This is a genomic window from Mycobacterium bulgaricum (assembly GCF_041287165.2).
In the GTDB taxonomy this organism is placed as follows: domain Bacteria; phylum Actinomycetota; class Actinomycetes; order Mycobacteriales; family Mycobacteriaceae; genus Mycobacterium; species Mycobacterium bulgaricum.
The window spans coordinates 238356-258247 of the sequence record NZ_JBGGKV020000002.1 but is presented as its reverse complement, the minus strand read 5'-3'; the positions used below and the strand labels follow the sequence as shown (position 1 = coordinate 258247).

Sequence of the window (19892 nt, the reverse complement as noted above, 5' to 3'; positions counted from 1 at the left end):
GATGGCGGGCAGAGTTTTGGCGCTCTGGTGCATGGACTGGCCGGCGGTCGCCGCCGCCTCGGCAGCGGACCTGCCGCCGACGATGCCGGTCGCGGTCACACTGGCCAATCGGGTCATTGCATGCTCGGCGGCAGCCAGGGCTGTCGGGGTGCGGCGGGGGCTGAGGCGTCGGGAGTCGCAGGCCCGCTGCCCGGAGTTGCATGTCGCTGCCGCCGATCCTGCCCGCGACGCCCGGCACTTCGAGAACATCACGCTCGCCGTCGACGAACTCGTACCCCGCGCCGAGGTGCTGCGGCCGGGACTGCTGGCGTTGTCGGTCCGCGGTCCCGCCCGGTACTTCGGTTCCGAGCAGGCCGCGGCGGAACGGCTGGTCGACGCGGTGGCCGCGGCGGGCGCAGAATGCCAGGTCGGGGTCGCCGACCAACTGCCGACGGCCGTCTTCGCCGCCAGGGCAGGAAAAATCATCGATCCCGGCGACGACGCGTCCTTCCTGTCGGGGCTGTCCATCAAGCAGCTGGCCACCGAACCCAGCCTCGCACCTGCCACCCGCACTGATCTGGTCGACCTGTTGTGGCGCATGGGGATTCGCAGAGTCGGCCAGTTCGCCGAACTGTCCCGCAGTGACGTGGCCTCCCGGTTCGGGGCCGACGCCGTCACCGCGCACCAGGTGGCCCGCGGGGAACTCGCCCGCGGTCCGTCGGGGCGGGAGCCCGAAGCCGAGCTCGACGCGGTGATGAACTGCGATCCGCCCGTCGACCGGGTCGACGCCGCCGCCTTCGCGGGACGGTCGCTGGCCGGCGCACTGCACCGCAGCCTCGAAGCTGCGGGGGTGGGCTGCACCAGGCTGGCCATCCACGCTGTGACGGCCAACGGTCAGGAGCTGGAACGTGTCTGGCGGTGCGCGGAGCCGCTGACCGAGGATGCCACGGCAGACCGGGTGCGTTGGCAGCTGGACGGTTGGCTGAACCGGCGCAACTCCGCTCAGCGGCCCTCCGCGCCGATCACGGTGCTGCGCCTGCGCCCGGTCGAGGTGGTCTCCGCCGAGGCGCTGCAGTTGCCGCTGTGGGGTGGGGTTGGCGAGGAGGACCGGTTGCGGGCGCGCCGGGCGCTGGTGCGCATCCAGGGGTTACTGGGTCCCGACGCTGTGAAGGTCCCGGTGCTCAGTGGTGGTCGTGGTCCCGCTGAACGCATCTCCTTCATTCCGCTGGGCGATGAGCTTGTGCCACAGGCGAATCCAGATCAACCGTGGCCGGGACGGCTGCCGCAGCCGTCACCCACGGTGCTCCTCGACGATCCGGTCGAACTGCTCGACGCCGACGGCGCCCCGGTGCGGGTCACCAGCCGCGGGCTGTTCTCCGCCGATCCGTTCCAGTTGCACGCGCCCGGTCGGTCCGGCCGGTTGTCGTGGTGGGCGGGGCCGTGGCCCGTCGACGAACGGTGGTGGGATCCCGTGCAGGCGAGCAGCAAAACGATCACGGCACGGGTGCAGGTGCTGCTCGACGCGACGCACGCACTGCTGCTGTGCTACCGGCAGAGGAGGTGGTATCTGGAAGGCGTCTATGAGTGATCGAGCTGCCGCGCGAACGCGCCGACGCGTTCGATGAAGCGGTCGAAGAACATCGTCGGGTCGACTTCGACACCGATGAGCGCGTTGGGTTCTCGGCCCCACAGCCTGCTCCAGTCGGCGATCGTCATGCCCCGGGTCAACGTCCCGGTCAGCTCGACGTCCACCGCCGCGGCGCGATACCGCACCAGCTCCGGGTCGAGAGCGACCGCGGCGGCCAGCGGGTCGTGCAGATGTGCGAGGTAGCCCTCGCCCTGGTCGTGATGGAACTCGAAGTAGAACCGCATCGCATCCTCGAGCGTCCGGATCAGCGCATTCGACGCCGTCGACGCGGTGCCGCGCGCATCGTCGACCGACATCGGAACCGACGTCGCGCCGGCGGCAGCGGCCAATTTGCCCAGTAGCTCCGGGGTCATCGCGGCGTGCTCGGTGAGGTTGAGCCCCAACACGATCGGGATGTGATCGGAATCCCTACCGCTCCACGCCGCGAACACCTCGGCAGCCGATTCGGGGTCGACATGGGTGTTCCACTCCGCCACCGGCGTCGTGTTGCCCCGATAGTCGAACGCGCCACCCATGATCACGAGCCGCTTCAGCAAGCCGGGTAAGTCGGGCTCGGCGCGCACCGCCAGCGCCAGGTTGGTCAGCGGACCGGTCGCGATACCGATCAGCTCTCCGGGGTGAGCGCGGGCGGCACGCACCCACGCTTCGGCGGCGTCGTAGTCGGTGAGCTCGGTGGTCGGCTCCGGCAATTGCGCATAGCCGAGACCCTGCGGCCCGTGCGTGTCCTCGGCGGTGCGCAACGGCGCCGCCAGCGGCGTCTCCGACCCCTTCGAAACCGGAACACCCGTGATCCCACACAGCTCCAGAAGCGCCAGATTGTTGCGGCAGACATCATGCACACCAACGTTTCCCGCGGTGGACGCGATGCCGACCAGGTTCGCCTCCGGGCTGGCGAACAGATAGGCCAGCGCCATCGCGTCGTCGACGCCGGTGTCGACGTCGATGAAGACCGGAACCGGGCTCACCAGTGCACGCCGGGTACCAGCCGCACCGCACGCTTGACGGGGCCGGGAACGCGCAGCGACGGCGCGGGCCGGCCCTGACGTCGGGGCCGGCGCGGCGTCCGGGTGACAGTCTCGGTAATCCCCCGCGCCGCAGCGGAATCCGGATAACCCAGGTACACCTGATGCAGTACACGCCGGGACAGCCGCGGAGTGAAGTACATCCCGATGTCGGCCAGCGTCCCGACCGGGGTGTCGATACGGGCGGGCTTCTCGACAAGCCCGCGGACCACCATCGCGGCGGCGTGCTCGGCGGTGATCGGTGGCATCGGGTTGAGCCTACGCGACGGCGCGATCATCGGCGTCTCGACCAGCGGCATGTGGATGTTGGTGAACGTGATGTGGTCCGAGAGTGTCTCGGTGCCAACGACTTCGGAGAAGGCGTCCAGTGCCGCCTTGCTGGGGACGTAGGCGCTGTACTTCGGACTGGCGGCCTGCACCCCCGCGCTGGACACGTTGACGACGTGCCCGAACCGGCGCTCCCGCCAGTGGGGCAACAGCGCCAGCACCATGCGCACGGGGCCGAAGTAGTTGACCGCCATCACCCGCTCATAGTCGTGCAGCCGGTCGGTGGATGCGGTGACCGAACGGCGAATCGACCGGCCCGCATTGTTGACCAGATAGTCGACGTGCCCGAAGCGGCCGAGGATGTCCTTGATCGTGTGTTCGACGGCTGCAGAATCGGTGACGTCACAGGTGAAGGCATGCGCCTCACCCCCGGCCTCGCGGATCTCGTCGACGAGGCCGTCAAGGGCTTCGGCGTTGCGGGCCAGGGCGAACACCGTCGCGCCGCGGGCGGCTACGGCGACCGCCGACGCGCGGCCGATCCCGCTGGATGCGCCGGTGATGATGACGTGCTTGCCGACCAGCGGACCTGCCGGGTCGTCACGACGGGCCCGGTGCGGATCGAGATGCTCGGCCCAGTACCGCCACAGCTGTGGTGCGTAGGAGGCGAACTCCGGCACGCTGATCCCGGTACCACGCAGCGCCTCCTCGGTGCGCTCGCAGGCGAACGTCGGCGCCAGTTCGACGACGTCGAGGATCTCGCCCGGCACACCGAGCTGGGTGGCGGCCATGTTGCGCAGCACCTTGGCGCGACCGCTCACCTGGAGCAGCGGCGCAGCGGCGGCCCGGGGCAGCGACCCGACCAGCGGTGGCAGCCCTGCCGCAGGTCCCACGCCGCGGTAGATACCCCGAAGGCCGACGGTCTTCGGTGCGGTCAGATGGAACGTCTGCCCGTCGCGTCCGTCGAGGTGCATGAGGGCCACCAGGGCGTCGACCACGAAATCCACCGGCACGACGTTGGTTCGCCCGGTGTCGGGCAGCACCATCGGGGTGAACCTGGGCAGACTTGCCAGGCTCGACAGGACCCCGAAGAAGTAATAGGGGCCGTCGATCTTGTCGATCTCGCCGGTGCGCGAGTCCCCGACGACCACCCCGGGCCGGTAGATCCGGAACCGGAGACGCTCCGCGGAGCGCACCAGCAGCTCTGCCTCGAACTTTGTGCGGTGATACGGGGTGGGCAGGTTCTGCGCGACGTCGAAGTCGTCCTCGCTGAACACGCCGCGGTACGTGCCTGCCACCGCGATGGAGGAGAGATGGTGCAACGTCGCATCGAGGCGCGCGGCGAGGCCGATGACCGATGCGGTGCCCTCGACGTTGGCGGCGCGCTGGCGATCCTCGGCAGCGGTGATGTCGTAGATCGCCCCGCAGTGCACGACGTGGTCGATGTCGCCGAGGTCGGCCGCGTCGGCATCGGAGAGCCCGAGAGCGGGTTCGGTGAGGTCGCCGACGAGCGGGCAGACCCGCTCGTCCCACTGCTGCGCGAGCCGTTCGAACCGGCCGAGTGACTGGCGGCGCACCAGAACATGCACTGCTGCGGTGTCGGGAAGATCGAGCAACCGGGTGACCAGACGGCGGCCGATAAACCCGGTACCGCCGGTAACGACATAGCGCATGCGAGACATGGTCGCCCGCACCCGGTCGGGTGTCAACGAGTCGTCTGGCAATGCGGCTACTGTCTGGGCATGCCGATCGATCCGAACGCCATTGGCGAGACCACGCAGGCGCAACAGTTCAGCTGGACCGACCGCGACACGCTGCTCTATGCGCTCGGCGTCGGCGCGGGCACCGGCGATCTCGCGTTCACGACCGAGAACAGCCACGAGGTCACTCAGCAAGTCCTCCCGACCTACGCCGTCATCGCCTGCTCGCCCTTCGCAGCTGCCACCAAGATCGGATCCTTCAACTTCAGCAAGCTGCTGCACGGCTCGCAGAGCATCCGTGTCTTCGCACCGCTGCCCCCCGCTGGGAAACTCAGTGTGGTCTGCGAGGTGGCCGACATCCAGGACAAGGGAGAAGGCAAGAACGCGGTCGTGATGCTCAAGGCGACAGGTAGTGATCCCGAATCCGGGCAGGCTGTCGCCGAGACGCTGACGACTCTGGTGATCCGTGGCGAGGGAGGCTTCGGAGGCCAGCCGGGCCGGCGTCCGCCCGCCCCCGAGATTCCGGAGCGGGAACCCGATGGCCACGTCGCGCTGCCCACCCGCGAAGATCAGGCCCTGATCTACCGCCTGTCCGGCGACCGCAACCCGCTGCACAGCGACCCGTGGTTCGCCCAGCTCGCCGGCTTCCCGAAGCCAATCCTGCACGGACTGTGCACCTACGGCGTCGCCGGCCGGGCTCTGGTTGCCGAACTCGGCGGCGGCGACGCCTCGAAGGTGACCGCGATCTCGGCGCGCTTCACCTCGCCGGTCTTCCCCGGCGACACCTTGACGACATCCATCTGGCGGCTCGAATCCGGCCGGGCTGTATTCCGTACCGAGGCGGCCGGCGAAGACGGATCGAACGCCCGGGTGGTGCTCGAAGACGGCGAAGTGGAATTCTCCGCAAAGTAAAGCAGCCGGTCAGCCAACATTAGCGCTGGGAAATTGTTTGCTGGGCTGGTAGCCTTCGCGATGCGCGGGGGTTTTGATCTGGACCTGGGACACGTGCGACAGGGGTAGGCCGATGTTCGAGGGTTTGCGGAATTCGCCCGCTGCCGCACTCGGCCCTGCATTGTGGCGGTTCGACCAGTACTACTGGCTCACTGCGATTCTCGCCGCTCGAGGTTTGCAGACGGCGACATGTCGCCTGGTAGCAACATGTATTGCGGTGCTCGGCCTGTTGCCGGTAGGGCTGATGGCCAGTACGTTCGGCCCCGAGTCCGGCACCTCGTGGATCGTCGCGTCAGTCATCGCCGTCGGTTCGCTGGCACTGTCTGCAATGTGGTTGCGCGACAGCTGGCCCAGCCGGCTGCAGTCCCTGCTGTCGGTGGTCGCCGTCTCCCTCGGCGTCGCGGTTTCCTCGCTGATTCTCGACAACCCGGTCATCGGTTTCCTCGGCACCGCGACCTACGTGGTGCTGACGGTGTTCGTCGTGTGCTTCCACGCTGTCCGCCTGCTCACCCTGACGTGGGCGGTCGCCTCGGTGGCGCTGGGCATCCTGTTCGTGCGGCTGGCGGCGACCGACGCAGTGGTCGCGATCTGCGCGCTGGTCATCGTGGTGTTGCTCAACGTGTTCGTGGCGATCTCGTGCCGTGCGGTGATCAAGCTGCTGCAGCCCAATGCTCATCACGGCGACATCGAACAGCTGACCGGGCTGCTGCACCGCGGTGCCTTCTACAGCTCGGTTGCGACGCTGCTGGCGTCACGTAGCCGAAGCGACGACAAGTATCTGGTCGTTCTGGCGGTCAACATCGACAGCTTCTCGCTGCTCCTCGGACTGTCCGGGTCGGGTGGCGGCAACCGGGCCCGCGTCACGGTCGGACAGGCGCTGCGGGAGACGGTGCGGCACAACGCGATCGTCGCGCACGTCGCCGACGACGATTTCCTGATCGCCGACACCTTCACCACCGCTGACGCGTCACCCCTGGTGGAGCGGATCCGAGGATCGATCGCCGCGACGCCCCAGCGCCTCACCGCCAGCATCGGAGTGGTGGTCACCCCGCTGCCTCCGTTGGCCGCCGAGCCGCCCGACGAGGTTCTCGACAAACTGATCGGCATCGCCCAGCAGGCCATCGAGCAGGCCCGGATGACAGGCGGCAACCAGGTCCGCTACGTACTGCGGCCCAATCTCGAAGACCCGGACGACGCCGGCTTCGACAACAACGGCAAGACCGCCTGACTATCGAACGCTTGTTCGATACACTGCGGGGGTGGGTTGGCATACCGGCCCCCCGAGTTGGGGCGAGATGCGGCGCGTGCTGGAGGGCAAGCCGCGCCGCGCCGGCTGGCCCATCGACGCACAGGTCGGTGACGGCGGGGACAGCCCGGCCTGGTCGAGCAAGCGGGGGGAGTACGAGGCTCCGGAGATGCGCCGGGGCGCATCCCGATTGGTGCCGTATGCCGAACTGCACGCCCACTCGGCCTACAGCTTCCTCGACGGGGCCAGCACACCCGAGGAACTGGTGGAGGAGGCGGCCCGGCTGAACTTGAGGGCCATCGCACTCACCGACCACGACGGGCTCTACGGGGTGGTGCGGTTCGCCGAGGCGGCCAGGGAGCTCGACATGGCCACGGTGTTCGGCGCCGAACTGTCGCTGGGTGGGGGTACCCGTACCGACGTTCCCGATCCTCCCGGACCGCACCTGCTGGTGCTCGCCCGCGGCCCGGAAGGCTACCGGCGGCTGTCGCGGCAGCTGGCCGCGGCGCATCTGGCCGGTGGTGAGAAAGGGGTGCTGCGCTATGACTACGACGCGCTGACCGAAGCGGCGGGCGGGCACTGGCAGATTTTGACCGGGTGCCGCAAAGGGCATGTCCGTCGAGCGCTGTCGCACGGCGGGCCCGAGGCCGCCGAGGCGGCGCTTGCCGACCTCGTCGACCGGTTCGGCCGCGACCGCGTCACCGTCGAGCTCACCCACCACGGGCATCCCCTCGACAGCGAACGCAACGCCGCACTGGCGGCACTGGCGCCGCGGTTCGGTCTCGGTGTCGTCGCCACCACCGCGGCGCACTTCGCCGAGCCGGGGCGGGGCAGGCTCGCGATGGCAATGGGAGCTATCCGTGCCAGGAACTCCGTCGACGAGGCCGCGGGTTACCTTGCGCCGCTCGGTGGTTCGCATCTGAGATCGGGGGAGGAGATGGCACGGGTGTTCGCCCACTGTCCCGAGGTGGTCACCGCCGCCGCGGAACTGGGGGAGCAGTGCGCGTTCGGGCTGGCCCTGATCGCTCCGCAGCTGCCGCCGTTCGACGTCCCCGAGGGGCACACCGAGAACAGCTGGCTGCGGCACCTGGTGATGCAGGGCGCCCGCGAGCGGTACGGGCCGCCGGAGCATGCCTCGCGCGCGTACATCCAGATCGAGCACGAACTCCGGGTCATCGAACAGCTGAACTTTCCCGGCTACTTCCTGGTGGTGCACGACATCACCCGGTTCTGCCGGGACAACGGCATCCTGTCCCAGGGCAGGGGATCGGCGGCCAACTCGGCGGTCTGCTATGCGCTCAAGGTCACCAACGTCGACCCGATCGCCAACGAGTTGCTGTTCGAACGCTTCCTGTCACCTGCCCGCGACGGGCCGCCCGACATCGACATCGACATCGAATCCGACCTGCGTGAGGAAGCGATTCAGTACGTCTATCAGCGATACGGGCGGGAGTACGCCGCGCAGGTGGCCAACGTGATCACCTATCGGGGCCGCAGTGCTGTGCGGGACATGGCCCGTGCGCTGGGGTTCTCGCAGGGGCAGCAGGACGCCTGGAGCAAGCAGATCAGCCAGTGGGGCAACCTCGCCGACGCCACGCATGTGGAGGACATTCCCGAGCAGGTGGTCGACCTGGCCATGCAGATCTCGAACCTGCCGCGGCACATGGGCATCCACTCCGGGGGCATGGTCATCTGCGACCGTCCGATCGCCGACGTATGCCCTGTCGAATGGGCGCGGATGGAGAACCGAAGCGTGCTGCAGTGGGACAAAGACGATTGTGCGGCAATCGGTTTGGTGAAATTCGACCTGCTCGGCCTCGGGATGCTCTCGGCGCTGCACTACTGCATCGACCTGGTCGCCGAGCACAAGGGGCTCGAGGTGGATCTGTCCCGGCTTGACCTCTCCGAGCCCGCGGTCTACGAGATGCTGCAGCGCGCTGACTCCGTCGGGGTGTTCCAGGTGGAGTCGCGCGCGCAGATGGCCACGCTTCCCCGGCTCAAGCCGCGGCAGTTCTACGACCTGGTGGTCGAGGTCGCGCTGATCCGTCCCGGGCCCATCCAGGGCGGGTCGGTGCATCCGTACATCAAGCGGCGCAACGGGCAGGAGGAGGTCACCTACGACCACCCGTCGATGGAGTCGGCACTGCGTAAGACGTTGGGAGTGCCGCTCTTCCAGGAGCAGCTGATGCAGCTGGCCGTCGACTGCGCCGGATTCTCCGCGTCGGAGGCCGACCAGCTACGCCGCGCCATGGGCTCGAAACGCTCGACCGAGAAGATGCGACGGCTGCGCAGCAGGTTTTTCGAGGGCATGGCCGACCTCCACGGCATCACCGGAGACGTGGCCACGCGGATCTACGAGAAACTGGAGGCGTTCGCCAACTTCGGTTTCCCGGAAAGTCATTCGCTGAGCTTCGCGTCGCTGGTGTTCTATTCGTCGTGGTTCAAGCTGCACCACCCCGCGGCGTTCTGCGCGGCGCTGCTGCGGGCCCAGCCGATGGGCTTCTACTCACCGCAGACGCTGGTCGCCGATGCCCGTAGGCACGGTGTCGTCGTGCACGGCCCCGACGTCAATGCCAGCCTCCCGCACGCAACGCTGGAAAACGCGGGCCTGGAGGTGCGGCTCGGGCTGGGCGACGTCCGCCACATCGGCACCGACCTCGCCGAGCTCATGGTCGAGGAGCGAAAAGCTCACGGTCCCTTCGCAACCCTCACCGACCTGACCAGAAGGGTGCAGTTGTCGGTGCCGCAGACCGAGGCGCTGGCCACGGCGGGTGCGCTGGGGTGTTTCGGGATCACCAGACGCGAGGGCCTGTGGGCGGCAGGGGCGGCGGCAACGGAGCGGCCCGACCGGCTGCCCGGTGTCGGGTCGGCCTCACATGTGCCCTCGCTGCCCGGCATGACCGAACTCGAGTTGACCGCCGCCGACGTGTGGGCCACCGGGGTGTCGCCGGAACGCTATCCGACGGAATTCCTCCGCGCCGATCTCGACGCGATGGGGGTGGTGCCCGCCGATCAGCTGTTGTCGGTGCGCGACGGAACCCGGGTGCTGGTGGCGGGGGCGGTGACGCACCGGCAGCGTCCCGCCACCGCGCAGGGAGTGACGTTCATGAACCTGGAGGACGAGACAGGCATGGTCAATGTGCTGTGTTCCCAAGGGGTGTGGGGTCGGCACCGCAAGCTGGCGCAGACCGCCTCGGCGCTGGTGGTCCGTGGCATCGTGCAGAACGCCACCGGTGCAGTCACCGTGGTGGCCGATCGGATGGGGCCGATCAACTTGCAGATGACGTCGAAGTCCCGGGATTTCCGCTGAGCCCCTTCGCCCCGCGAGCGTGCGTGTCTGCGGGCAACACGCCACATAACTAGCCGATCTCGCGCACCCTCGTCCGTCCATACAGCGGGGGGCTGACCCGGCCGGGTTCGGCGAGCGTGCACGAAATCCGGCCTGCCGACGGCGTGTCGGCCGCAGACACGCACGCTCGGCGACCGGCCATCAGCCGAATGTAGTCTCGGCACAATGACATCGAAAAAGAGCGAGACGCTGAACCTGTCTGCCGACGAAGTGCTGACCACCACCCGCTCGGTGCGTAAGCGCCTCGATTTCGACAAGCCGGTACCGCGCGAGGTGCTGATGGAGTGCCTCGACATCGCGCTGCAGGCGCCGACCGGATCGAACACCCAGGGCTGGCAGTTCATGTTCGTCGACGACCCCGAGAAGAAGAAGGCGCTCGCCGACATCTACCGGACCAACGCGACCCCGTATCTGGAGCAGGAGAAGCCCACCTACGGCGACGTCCGGGACGAGCGCACGCCTTTGGTGGTCGACTCCGCCAAGTACCTCAACGACCGTCTGCACGAGGTTCCCGTGATGTTGATCCCGTGCCTGGAGGGCCGGCCCGACGGCGCACCTGCCGGTATGAGCGCGGGATTCTGGGGCTCACTACTGCCTGCTGCGTGGAGCTTCATGCTCGCGCTGCGCTCACGCGGCCTCGGCTCGGCGTGGACCACGCTGCACCTGATGGGCGACGGGGAGAAGCAGGCCGCCGAAGTCCTCGGCATCCCGTTCGAGAAGTACTCACAGGGCGGGCTGTTCCCCATCGCCTACACCAAGGGCACCGACTTCAAGAAGGCCAAACGACTGCCCGCCGAGCAGCTGACTCACTGGAATGCGTGGTAGTCACACAGCCCCGTCAAACCCGTGTTGGCGCCACGCCTCGTAGACGGCGACGGCGGCCGCGTTCGACAGGTTCAGCGAGCGGCGGCCGCGCAGCATCGGGATGCGGACCCGTGAGGTGATGTGCGGGTCGGCGAGCGTGGCCGCGTCCAGGCCGGTCGGTTCCGGTCCGAACATCAACACGTCGCCGGGTCGGTAGGCGACGTCGCCGTACGATGCGGTCGCATGCGCGGTGAACGCGAACACCCGGGCGGGCATCAGGGCGGACCATGCCGAGTCCAGATCGGGGTGCACGGTCACCGAGGCGAGGTCGTGATAGTCGAGCCCGGCGCGACGCAGCTTGGGTTCGGAGAGATCGAAGCCGAGCGGTTCCACAAGGTGCAATTCGCAGCCGGTGCCTGCCACCATGCGGATCGCATTGCCTGTGTTCGGCGCGATGCGCGGCGAGAAGAACAGCACCCTGAACACTCAGGCAGGGTACGCGCTGACTGCCTCAGGTTCAGTCGAGGCAGGTTTCGTAGCTGGCGATCGCGACCAGACTGTCGAGAGTGTCCATGTCGACCACTTCGCTGCTCATCGCCCGCATCATGGGCGAGTCGCCGATCTCCGAGGCATCGGCCAGCATGGCCACCTCAATACCATTTCGGACCATCATCGCACCTCCATTGTGCGGCTTGGTTACCCTCAGCAACCCCGCCAAAACCGGCGTGTCGCTCTTAATTCTTCCTTACTCTTCGGCAGCCTCAACGTCAAAGCGGTAACGATCCCCTACCGGTTCGGGTGTTTGCTGGCGAGCGAAAGCCAAGCCCCGTCAACCTGTTTGCGCGGCACTGCTGCACCGCGCCAGCTGTGGAAAGCCCCTCGGAGGGCTGGCATACTCGTCGAATTGCCAGGCCCTTTCGTCGGCCCATCCGCAGGAAAGTCTTATGAACGACGCTCGATCAACGATCTGCGCGCGCCTGACCCACGGCGCGAGCACACAATGAATCCCGACAAACGACCCTCGCGGTGGTCGCCGTCCAACTGGCCCGTCCGAGCGAAGGTGCTGGCGATCGTGGCCGTGCCGCTGATCCTGGCCTGCATTTTCGGCGGCCTGCGGATTTCCACCAGCACCTCCGAAGCACTCGACCTTCGCCGCGCCGCCGACCGCGCCGACATGGTGCCCGCGGTCGTCGACTACATGGCAGGTCTCGAAGCCGCGATGCAGACGGCCACCGACGGGGGCGACGCGGGCGCGGCGATGACGCAGTTCGACTCCGACAAGTCCGAGCTGCAGCACCTCCTCGGCGTGACCGAGGTCGACGACAGCGTGCGCCTCGCCACGAACACCCTCATCGATCTCGGACAGAGCCTGGTCGACAAGATCGCCGCAGATTCTGTGGACCTCCGGGCGCGGGTGATGGCGTACGCCCCGCTGCTGATCACAGCCGAGACGGCGATCACCGGCCTCGTCGGCGACGACGCCGCGGTGCGTGCCGAAGGCGCCGCATTGTCGCGCGCCGTCGGTGCCCGAGGGCAGATGGCCATGCAGCGCATGCTCGTCGACAAGGGAGGCGAGCTGCCCGAACCTGTGCTCCGTTCGGCCATCGTGACGATCGCAGGCACCGAGCCCGCGACGGTCTCGGCGATCGGCGCATTCCTCGGAGGTGCCAGCGACCAGGCGGCGTCGCTGCGCTCGGAGATGGTCAAGCGGCTGTCCGTCATCTCCGACCCCGCCTCGGTTCTCGTCGGCAACGCTGAGCTGCTGGCTTCTCAACAGGTCACCGCCGACATCGCCGACGACGTCATCGCCCGGACTGCCGACGCGATCCCTGCGACGGTCACCCAGCAGGCCGACGATGCCCGCGCCGCCGCGATCCGGGACGCCGCACTCGTCGGCGCCGGGATCCTTGTCGCGCTCATCCTCGTCGGCCTGGTTGCCCGCTCACTGGTGCGTCCGCTGCGGACGCTGCGCGACAGTGCGCTCAAGGTGGCACACGAGGATCTGGCCCGCGAGGTCGAGCACGTGCGCGCAGACGGCAAGGAGTTCCCGGTGCAGCCCATCCCGGTGCACACCACCGAGGAGGTCGGCCAGGTCGCCCACGCCGTCGACGAGCTGCACCAGCAGGCGATCATGCTCGCCGGTGAGCAGGCCCGCCTTCAGCTCCAGGTCACCGACATGTTCGAGACGCTGTCGCGCCGCAACCGGTCGCTGGTCGACCAGCAGCTTTCGCTCATCGATCAGCTCGAACGCGACGAAGAGGACCCCGGCCGGTTGGAGAGCCTCTTCCGGCTCGACCACCTCGCGGCGCGCATGCGGCGCAACGGCGCGAACCTGATGGTGCTGGCCGGTGCGCAGATGTCGCGTGAGCAGGCCGCCTCGGTGCCCGTCGCCGCGCTTGTCAACGCGGCGGCGTCGGAGGTCGAGGAGTACACCAGGGTCGTCACCGTGAGCCTGCCCGACAGCGAGATCGACGGCGCGGTCGCCGGTGACCTCGTGCACCTGCTGGCCGAACTGCTCGACAACGCGCTGCGCTATTCGCCGCCGAGCACGCAGGTGCAGGTGTCGGCGGTGCCCACCGGCAACAACGGCCTGGTGATCGAGGTCAGCGACACCGGTCTGGGTATGACCGAGGCCGATCTGCGTGTCGCCAACACCCGGCTGGAGTCCGGCGGCGAGGTCAACCCCTACACGGCACGCCACATGGGCCTGTTCGTGGTGGGGCGACTGGCCGCCCAGCACGGTCTCGTCGCCCGACTGCGCAGCACCGTCGCCGCGCAGGCGGATTCCGGCACCACCGCCGGGGTGTACATCCCGAGCCGCCTGCTGGTCCACACCCGTCCCGTCGCGCACGGCGGTACCGACGCGCAGACCCCGGCCGACGCGCATGCGGGCCTGGTCACCGCGCTCGCGCTGGAGGGTGCCCGTCCCTCCGAGCCCGCCCTGCCGCCCGAGCCCGCAGCACGCGCCGACGACGTGCTGCCCCAGCGACGCCCCGGTGCCAACGGCATCGTCGAGCCGCCTCCGGCACCCGAACCGGTCGAGGCCGAGCCGCGGCCGAGCGTCGCCTCGTTCTTCACGGCGCGGCCGCAACCTCAGGCCCCGCCGCAGCCCGAACCGCGGCGCGCCGGACACGCCGCCCTCGACGACGACGAGGACGCGATCTATCAGAAGATGCTGTCGGAGTGGCTGGTCGACCCGCATGAGCTCTCCCAGAGCTCCGATCTCAATTGGAAATCGGTGTGGGACAACGGCTGGTCGGCCGCTGCGGCCGCCGAGGCCGCTCCGGTGCGCGACCGCACCGCCGAAGGCCTGCCCGTGCGGCAGCCGGGCGCCCGTCTGGTCCCCGGTCACGCCGAGGAGCGGCCGGTAGCATCGGCCGACGAGCCCGAGAACGGGCACGCGGGGCCCGTCCGCGATCCGGACGCGGTGCGGGCCAGCATCGGCGGTCACTTCGGTGGCGTGCACGCCGGCCGCCGTCGGGCCCAGGAAGCGGGAGGAACCGACCACCAGTGAACGCTCAGCCTGCGCCGCCGAATTCGGGATCCTCGCTGGACTGGCTCGTCGCCAAATTCGCCCGCGAGGTATCGGGCGTGACGCACGCGATCCTGGTGTCGGCCGACGGTCTGTTGGTCGCCGCCAGCGAGCACATCCCCGGAGAGCGGGCCGACCAGCTCGCCGCAGTCGCCTCGGGGCTGGCCAGCCTGTCGACCGGTGCCGCTCAACTGTTCGACGGCGGACGCGTCCTGCAGTCGGTGGTGGAGATGGACAACGGCTACCTGTTGCTGATGAGGGTCGGCGACGGCTCCAACCTCGCGACGCTGGCGACACGCACCTGCGACATCGGCCAGATCGGTTACGAGATGGCGATTCTCGTGGAACGCGTCGGCGCGGTCGTGCAGTCGCCACGGCGCAGTTCGCAGCATTCGTGAGCGGCCGATGGGTGTGCACGACAGACCGGAGGAGGCGCACGCAGCGCCCAACCTGGTACGCCCGTACACGTTGACGGCGGGCCGCACCCATTCCGGCGTGCCGCTTCCGCCGGAGGCACCGGTCGGGATCGTGACCCCGGCCCGGCCCGCCCACTGGCCGGGCAACGACGTCCGGGCGCAGATCCTGGCGCTGTGCGCAGAGCGCCCGTCCGTCGCCGAAATCGCCGCGCATCTCTCACTGCCACTCGGCGTGGCGCGGGTGCTGGTCGGGGATCTGGTGGTGCAGGGTTATCTGCGGGTACATGCCACCCTGGGTGAGGCCGCGACGGCCGACGAACGACGAGAACTGATCGGAAGGACACTGCGTGGCCTCAGGGCAATCTAGAGCGGCGTCGACGAAGATCGTCGTCTCTGGCGGATTCGGCGCCGGGAAGACGACGTTCGTCGGGGCTGTCTCCGAGATCGTCCCGTTGCGTACCGAGGCGTTGGTGACCAACGCGTCGGAGGGGTTCGACGGTCTCGACGCGACACCGGACAAGTCGACGACGACGGTTGCGATGGACTTCGGACGTATCAGCCTCGGCGACGACCTGGTGCTGTATCTGTTCGGCACGCCGGGGCAGCGCAGATTCTGGTTCATGTGGGACGACCTTGTGCGGGGTGCGATCGGCGCCATCATCCTGGTCGACGTCCGCCGCCTTGAGGACAGCTTCGCGGCGGTGGATTTCTTCGAGGCGCGCAAGCTGCCGTTCCTCGTTGCTGTCAACGAGTTCGAGGGCGCACCCCGCCATACGTTGTCCGCGGTGCGTGAGGCCCTTGCGCTCGCCGAACACATCCCGGTGATCTCCGTCGACGCTCGCTCCCGCGAATCGGCCAAGGCGGCATTGATCGCCGTCGCCGAGTACGCGTTGAGCCGGCTGGCGCCCACCGGCTGAGCCCGTGGAAGCGCACGAAGCCGACCGCGAATTCGAGGGGCAGAGTTTCCGGGACGAAGATTTCAGCCGGCTGCGCACGGAGCGGGTCATCTTCACCGAATGCGACTTCTCCGGCACGGACCTGTCGGATTCCGAACACACCGGATCGGCTTTCCGCAACTGCACATTCCGGCGTACCTCGTTGTGGCACAGCGTATTCCGGCACTGCAGCTTCCTGGGCTCGACGTTCACCGAATGCCGTCTGCGGCCGCTGACGGTCGTGGAGTCCGACTTCACGCTCGCCGTGCTCGCAGGCGTCGATTTGCGCAAGGCTGATCTGTCCGACTGCAGGCTGCGCGAAGCCAGCCTGGTGGGAACCGATCTGCGCGAAGCCACGCTGGCGCGCGCCGACCTGACGGGCGCCCGCGTTCAGGGCACCCGGCTGGAACAGGCGGACCTGCGCGGCGCCCGCGTCGACCCGACGTTCTGGACCACAGCGAAACTGCGTGGCGCCAAGGTGGACATCGAGCAGGCGATCGCGTTCGCCGCGGCGCACGGCCTCGACATCGGGGGCTGACGGCTAGGCCTCGCTGATCGCCCGGGTCACCAGCGTCGCGATCGTGCGGCAGTAATCCTGCCCGATGGGATCGTTCGAATAGAGGGCGAAGGCGTGCAGCGGCGACGTCAGCAGTTGCAGCGCAACAATCGGTTTGACGTCACTGCGTAGCTCGCCTCGTTCGGCGGCGCGGCGGAAGATGCCTTCGACCCTTTCCCGCCTGATCGTCCAGAAGTGGCCCCGGGTGTTGGGGTCCACGGCCTCGGACTTGCTGTCGATGACCAGCATGCGGGAGATTCTGCGTCCGACCGGCTCGTTGAGGTAGCCCGCGAGGGCCAGTGCGAGCTCGGTCAGGTCGCTGTGCAGTGAACCGGTATCGGGCAGTTCGATCATCGTCTGGCTGTAGCTCAGCAACGCCTCGGCGATGAGTTCCTGCTCGGTGGCCCACGTTTGGCGAACGTAGTCGGGATCGAGCCGGGCACGGTGTGCTACGCCTTCGAGCCGAAATCGGTCTACGCCCCACTGCTGCACCTCGGCGAGGGCAGCCTCGAGTACCGCCGCGCGCTGTACGGCCTCAGTGTCCGACACACCATCCCCCTCACCCCAGGGGAAGCCTACGGAGATCGACGCGATTTGCTCTGCTTTTCAAGCATTTTCGTGGACACAGCAGATTCACAGCGACGTACTAGGGTGAGCGCCAGGTCCCGGGCGACCGTGGCAGCCGAGCAGGGGTCGAAGTGGACTCTGGCGCACTACGACGAGGTGGTGGGCCTCGCCCGGACGGCGGGACCTGAACAGATCGCTCGCACCGGAATCATGGACTGGGTGATGATCGCCCGGCCGCGCGTCGAGACCCCGCCGGGTTTCGCGTCGATGGACGGTGCCGGCCTGCCCGTCGACGCGTCGGTGTACGACAAGCCCTAAGAGGCTTTGAGGCGGATCCGCCACCGCACCAGCGCGAGGTAGCCGACGCTGATCGCGACGAGCATGCCCATGTCGAACAGCCAGGCGCCCGACGTGTGCTCCCAATGGCGGTCCTGCGGCGTCAGTGGACCGGGCACCAGCCGGATGAGGTCGACGGTCGACGCCGACGCTGCGAATCCCCAACGCGCCGGGGTGAACCACGACATCTGATCCAGGACGATGCGATCGGTGACCGGGATCATGCCGCCGGAGAACACCAGCTGGGACATGATCGCGACCACGAGCAGCGGCATGATCTGCTCCGCGGACTTGGCCAACGCCGACAGGGCGAGGCCGACCATCGCCGCCGCGACACAGGTCACCGCGATGTCGGTGAACAGCTCGATGCTGCGGTTACCGATCACGGCACCGCTGTCGACCGCGCCTGGCCCCCAACCCTTTCCGATGATCGCAATCGACGTGACGATCGCAGCCTGGATGATCGCGAACGCCGTGAACACGACGACTTTGGCCATCAGGTAGGCCGACGTGGACAGCCCGACCGCCTGCTCGCGTTTGAAGATGGCCCGTTCACCGATCAGGGCGCGGATTGTCAGCGCGGTGCCCATGAAGATCGCGCCGACGTTGAGCATCACCAGGATCTGCCCCGGTTCGTTGGGCGCTTCGCCGCCCTCCAGCGCGGTCTTCGGGACGCCGAACCCGACGTCCCCGGGCACCGACAGCGACAACACGCCCATGATGAACGGCAGCAGCATCAGGAACAGGAAGTAGCCGCGGTCGGACACGACCAGCCGGATCTGGCGGCGCGCGATCGTCGAGAGCTGGCGCCGCAGGCTCGTGCGCGTCGGGTTGCCCAGTTCCGATGGTGTGAGCGCCGGTGGCTGGGGTGGCGGTGGCCCGTGCTGGGCGAGGTAGCGCTGGGCCGCGGCGTCGGGATCGCCGGCGACGGAGCTGAAGATGTCGGCCCAGTTGGTCGTGCCCATGGACGGGCCGATCTGGCTGGGCGGTCCGTAGAAGGCGGTCTTGCCGCCGGGGGCGAGCAGGAGTACCTGATCGCAGACGTCGAGGTAAGTCAGCGAATGGGTGACGACGAGCACGACGCGGCCTGCGTCGGCCAGCTGGCGCAGCATCGTCATGACCTGGCGGTCCAACGCCGGGTCCAGACCCGAGGTCGGCTCGTCGAGGATCAGCAGCGACGGTCCGGTGAGCAGCTCGAGCGCGACGGATGCGCGCTTGCGCTGGCCGCCTGACAGCTTGTCGACACGGGTGTCGAGATGCTTAGTCATCTCGAGCTCTTCGAGCACCTCGCTGACCACCTGCTCGCGGTCGGCCTTGGTGGTGTCGGGTGGCAGCCGCAGCTCCGCGGCGTACATCAGCGCCTGGCGAACGGTGAGCTGGCCGTGCACGACGTCGTCCTGCGGCACCATGCCGATTCGGGAGCGCAGCGAGGCGTATTCGGCGTGCACGTCGTGGCCCTCGAACGACACCTGTCCCGTGGTGGGGCTGGTGTAACCCGCGACCAGTCGCGCGAAAGTCGACTTACCCGCACCTGACGGGCCGATCACCGCCGTCAGCGTGCCGGGTCGCGCGGAGATCGAGATGTTGTCGAGCAGCGTTTTGTTGTTCTCGATCGTCCAGGTGACACCGTGGACCTCGAGACCGCCGGTGGCGGTGGCCGCCGCCGTCTCGGTGCGGCGGACCAGGGTGCCGTCGCGGAACAGCAGGTCGACGTTGCCGATGGTGACCGTGTCACCTTCGTTGAGCCGGGCGCTGTCGACGCGGGCGCCGTTGACGAAGGTGCCGTTGATGCTGCGGTTGTCGCGGATCTCGGCGCCGCCGGGGACCGGCACCAACGTCGCGTGGTGGCGTGAGGCCAGCACGTCGGGGATGACGATGTCGTTGTCGCTCGAGCGGCCGATCTTGACCGATCCCGGCGGCGCCTTCGGCGGGCTGCCGGGCCGCAGGATCTTCAGCATGCTGGTCGCGAGGTTGCCGTCGCCGCCGGACCGCGGCGCCGCGGCGGGTCCCATCACGGTCACCGGATCCATCGCGGGTGCGGAGATGGGTTGCTGGACCGGAGCGGAATGCGCCACCGGATGGGGTTGGCTTCGCGGCGGCGGGGGCGGTACGTGGTGCGGCTGGCTGGGCGGATACGTGCCCTGCGTCGGCGGCCGGTATGCCGGTGGACGTCCCGTCGGCGGCGGTTGATGGGACGGCCACGTGGTGCTCGGCCGTGCCGGTGAGGCGACCGGCACAGCGGCCGTCGGCGGCGGGGTGCCTGCCGACCCAAGATGCCTGCCCACTTCGAACGTCAGCAGCGGGCCGTCGGGATTGCCGACGTGGATCTGGCCGCCGTCGGCGATGTCGGCGGCCGGAACGCGCCTGCCGTTGACGAACATGCCGTTGAGGCTGCCGTTGTCGATGGCGACCCACCGGCCCTGGTCAAACCGCAGAACCAGGTGGGCACGGGAGATCAGAGGGTGGGCGATCCGGACGTCGGCCCGCAGGTCTCGGCCGACGACGACGTCGTTGCCCGCGGCGAAGGTGCGTGTGGATCCGTCGTACCGAACGGTCAGCGCAGAGGATGCTGGTCGGCTCACAGAGC

17 protein-coding genes are annotated in these 19892 nt (G+C 68.4%); 11 read left to right on the top strand and 6 right to left on the bottom strand.

Translation table 11 applies throughout. The annotated features are described in order from the left end of the window. Position 1 precedes the first annotated feature (1 nt). Positions 2 to 1567: a DNA polymerase Y family protein gene (locus ACAG24_RS07740; RefSeq protein WP_370472384.1), complete on the top strand. Its 1566-nt coding sequence runs from the start codon at positions 2 to 4 to the stop codon at positions 1565 to 1567. On the opposite strand, the gene ACAG24_RS07735 is transcribed toward ACAG24_RS07740, so the two are convergent. Together ACAG24_RS07735 and ACAG24_RS07730 are read right to left on the bottom strand one after the other, a co-directional pair. Next, complete coding sequence (locus ACAG24_RS07735) at positions 1558 to 2592, bottom strand: nucleoside hydrolase (RefSeq protein ID WP_370472385.1); 1035 nt, start codon at positions 2590 to 2592, stop codon at positions 1558 to 1560. The two genes, ACAG24_RS07740 and ACAG24_RS07735, sit on opposite strands and share 10 nt — an antisense overlap. Then, complete coding sequence (locus ACAG24_RS07730) at positions 2589 to 4586, bottom strand: SDR family oxidoreductase (RefSeq protein WP_370472386.1); 1998 nt, start codon at positions 4584 to 4586, stop codon at positions 2589 to 2591. The genes ACAG24_RS07735 and ACAG24_RS07730 overlap by 4 nt, the downstream gene beginning before the upstream one ends. A gap of 69 nt (positions 4587 to 4655) precedes the next feature. On the opposite strand from ACAG24_RS07730, the gene ACAG24_RS07725 reads away from it, so the two are divergent. The 4 genes from ACAG24_RS07725 (at position 4656) to ACAG24_RS07710 (ending at position 10984) form a co-directional block, all read left to right on the top strand. Beyond that, entirely contained in the window at positions 4656 to 5525 is an 870-nt protein-coding gene (locus tag ACAG24_RS07725; protein WP_370472387.1) for a MaoC family dehydratase, read from the top strand. Between the two features lie 256 nt (positions 5526 to 5781). Continuing rightward, a complete protein-coding gene (locus ACAG24_RS07720) occupies positions 5782 to 6792 on the top strand; it encodes a GGDEF domain-containing protein (RefSeq protein ID WP_374150767.1) in 1011 nt (336 codons plus the stop codon). A 31-nt stretch (positions 6793 to 6823) separates the two neighbouring features. Further along, positions 6824 to 10120 carry an error-prone DNA polymerase gene (locus ACAG24_RS07715; RefSeq protein ID WP_370472389.1) on the top strand — a complete coding sequence of 1099 codons (3297 nt, stop codon included), beginning with the start codon at positions 6824 to 6826 and terminating at the stop codon, positions 10118 to 10120. A gap of 204 nt (positions 10121 to 10324) precedes the next feature. After that, positions 10325 to 10984: a nitroreductase family protein gene (locus ACAG24_RS07710; protein ID WP_370472390.1), complete on the top strand. Its 660-nt coding sequence runs from the start codon at positions 10325 to 10327 to the stop codon at positions 10982 to 10984. Here ACAG24_RS07710 and ACAG24_RS07705 read toward each other — a convergent pair whose 3' ends face one another. Then, positions 10985 to 11449, bottom strand: a complete 465-nt coding sequence (locus ACAG24_RS07705; RefSeq protein WP_370472391.1) for a tRNA (cytidine(34)-2'-O)-methyltransferase — start codon at positions 11447 to 11449, stop codon at positions 10985 to 10987. It lies immediately after the preceding gene. 31 nt (positions 11450 to 11480) lie between these two features. Beyond that, entirely contained in the window at positions 11481 to 11636 is a 156-nt protein-coding gene (locus ACAG24_RS07700) for a hypothetical protein (RefSeq protein ID WP_370472392.1), read from the bottom strand. A 327-nt stretch (positions 11637 to 11963) separates the two neighbouring features. Between ACAG24_RS07700 and ACAG24_RS07695 the strand changes: the two genes are divergently transcribed. The 5 genes from ACAG24_RS07695 to ACAG24_RS07675 are packed head-to-tail and all read left to right on the top strand — an operon-like array spanning position 11964 to position 16384. Beyond that, positions 11964 to 14477, top strand: a complete 2514-nt coding sequence (locus ACAG24_RS07695) for an ATP-binding protein (RefSeq protein ID WP_370472393.1) — start codon at positions 11964 to 11966, stop codon at positions 14475 to 14477. Continuing rightward, positions 14474 to 14893, top strand: coding sequence for a roadblock/LC7 domain-containing protein (locus ACAG24_RS07690; RefSeq protein ID WP_370472394.1), 420 nt, complete (start codon positions 14474 to 14476; stop codon positions 14891 to 14893). Before ACAG24_RS07695 ends, ACAG24_RS07690 begins: the two co-directional genes overlap by 4 nt. Positions 14894 to 14900: 7 nt before the next feature. Then, entirely contained in the window at positions 14901 to 15278 is a 378-nt protein-coding gene (locus ACAG24_RS07685; protein ID WP_370472395.1) for a DUF742 domain-containing protein, read from the top strand. Continuing rightward, entirely contained in the window at positions 15259 to 15828 is a 570-nt protein-coding gene (locus ACAG24_RS07680; RefSeq protein ID WP_370472396.1) for a GTP-binding protein, read from the top strand. Before ACAG24_RS07685 ends, ACAG24_RS07680 begins: the two co-directional genes overlap by 20 nt. Positions 15829 to 15832: 4 nt before the next feature. Continuing rightward, entirely contained in the window at positions 15833 to 16384 is a 552-nt protein-coding gene (locus tag ACAG24_RS07675; RefSeq protein WP_370472397.1) for a pentapeptide repeat-containing protein, read from the top strand. Between the two features lie 3 nt (positions 16385 to 16387). On the opposite strand, the gene ACAG24_RS07670 is transcribed toward ACAG24_RS07675, so the two are convergent. Beyond that, the gene (locus ACAG24_RS07670) at positions 16388 to 16951 is read right to left on the bottom strand and encodes a TetR-like C-terminal domain-containing protein (RefSeq protein ID WP_370472398.1); all 564 of its coding nucleotides are present in this window, start codon (positions 16949 to 16951) and stop codon (positions 16388 to 16390) included. 102 nt (positions 16952 to 17053) lie between these two features. Between ACAG24_RS07670 and ACAG24_RS07665 the strand changes: the two genes are divergently transcribed. Further along, positions 17054 to 17287: a hypothetical protein gene (locus ACAG24_RS07665; protein WP_370472399.1), complete on the top strand. Its 234-nt coding sequence runs from the start codon at positions 17054 to 17056 to the stop codon at positions 17285 to 17287. Here the strand turns inward: ACAG24_RS07665 and ACAG24_RS07660 are convergent. Next, positions 17284 to 19887, bottom strand: coding sequence for an FHA domain-containing protein (locus ACAG24_RS07660; RefSeq protein WP_370472400.1), 2604 nt, complete (start codon positions 19885 to 19887; stop codon positions 17284 to 17286). The two genes, ACAG24_RS07665 and ACAG24_RS07660, sit on opposite strands and share 4 nt — an antisense overlap. Between the last annotated feature and the right edge of the window lie 5 nt (positions 19888 to 19892).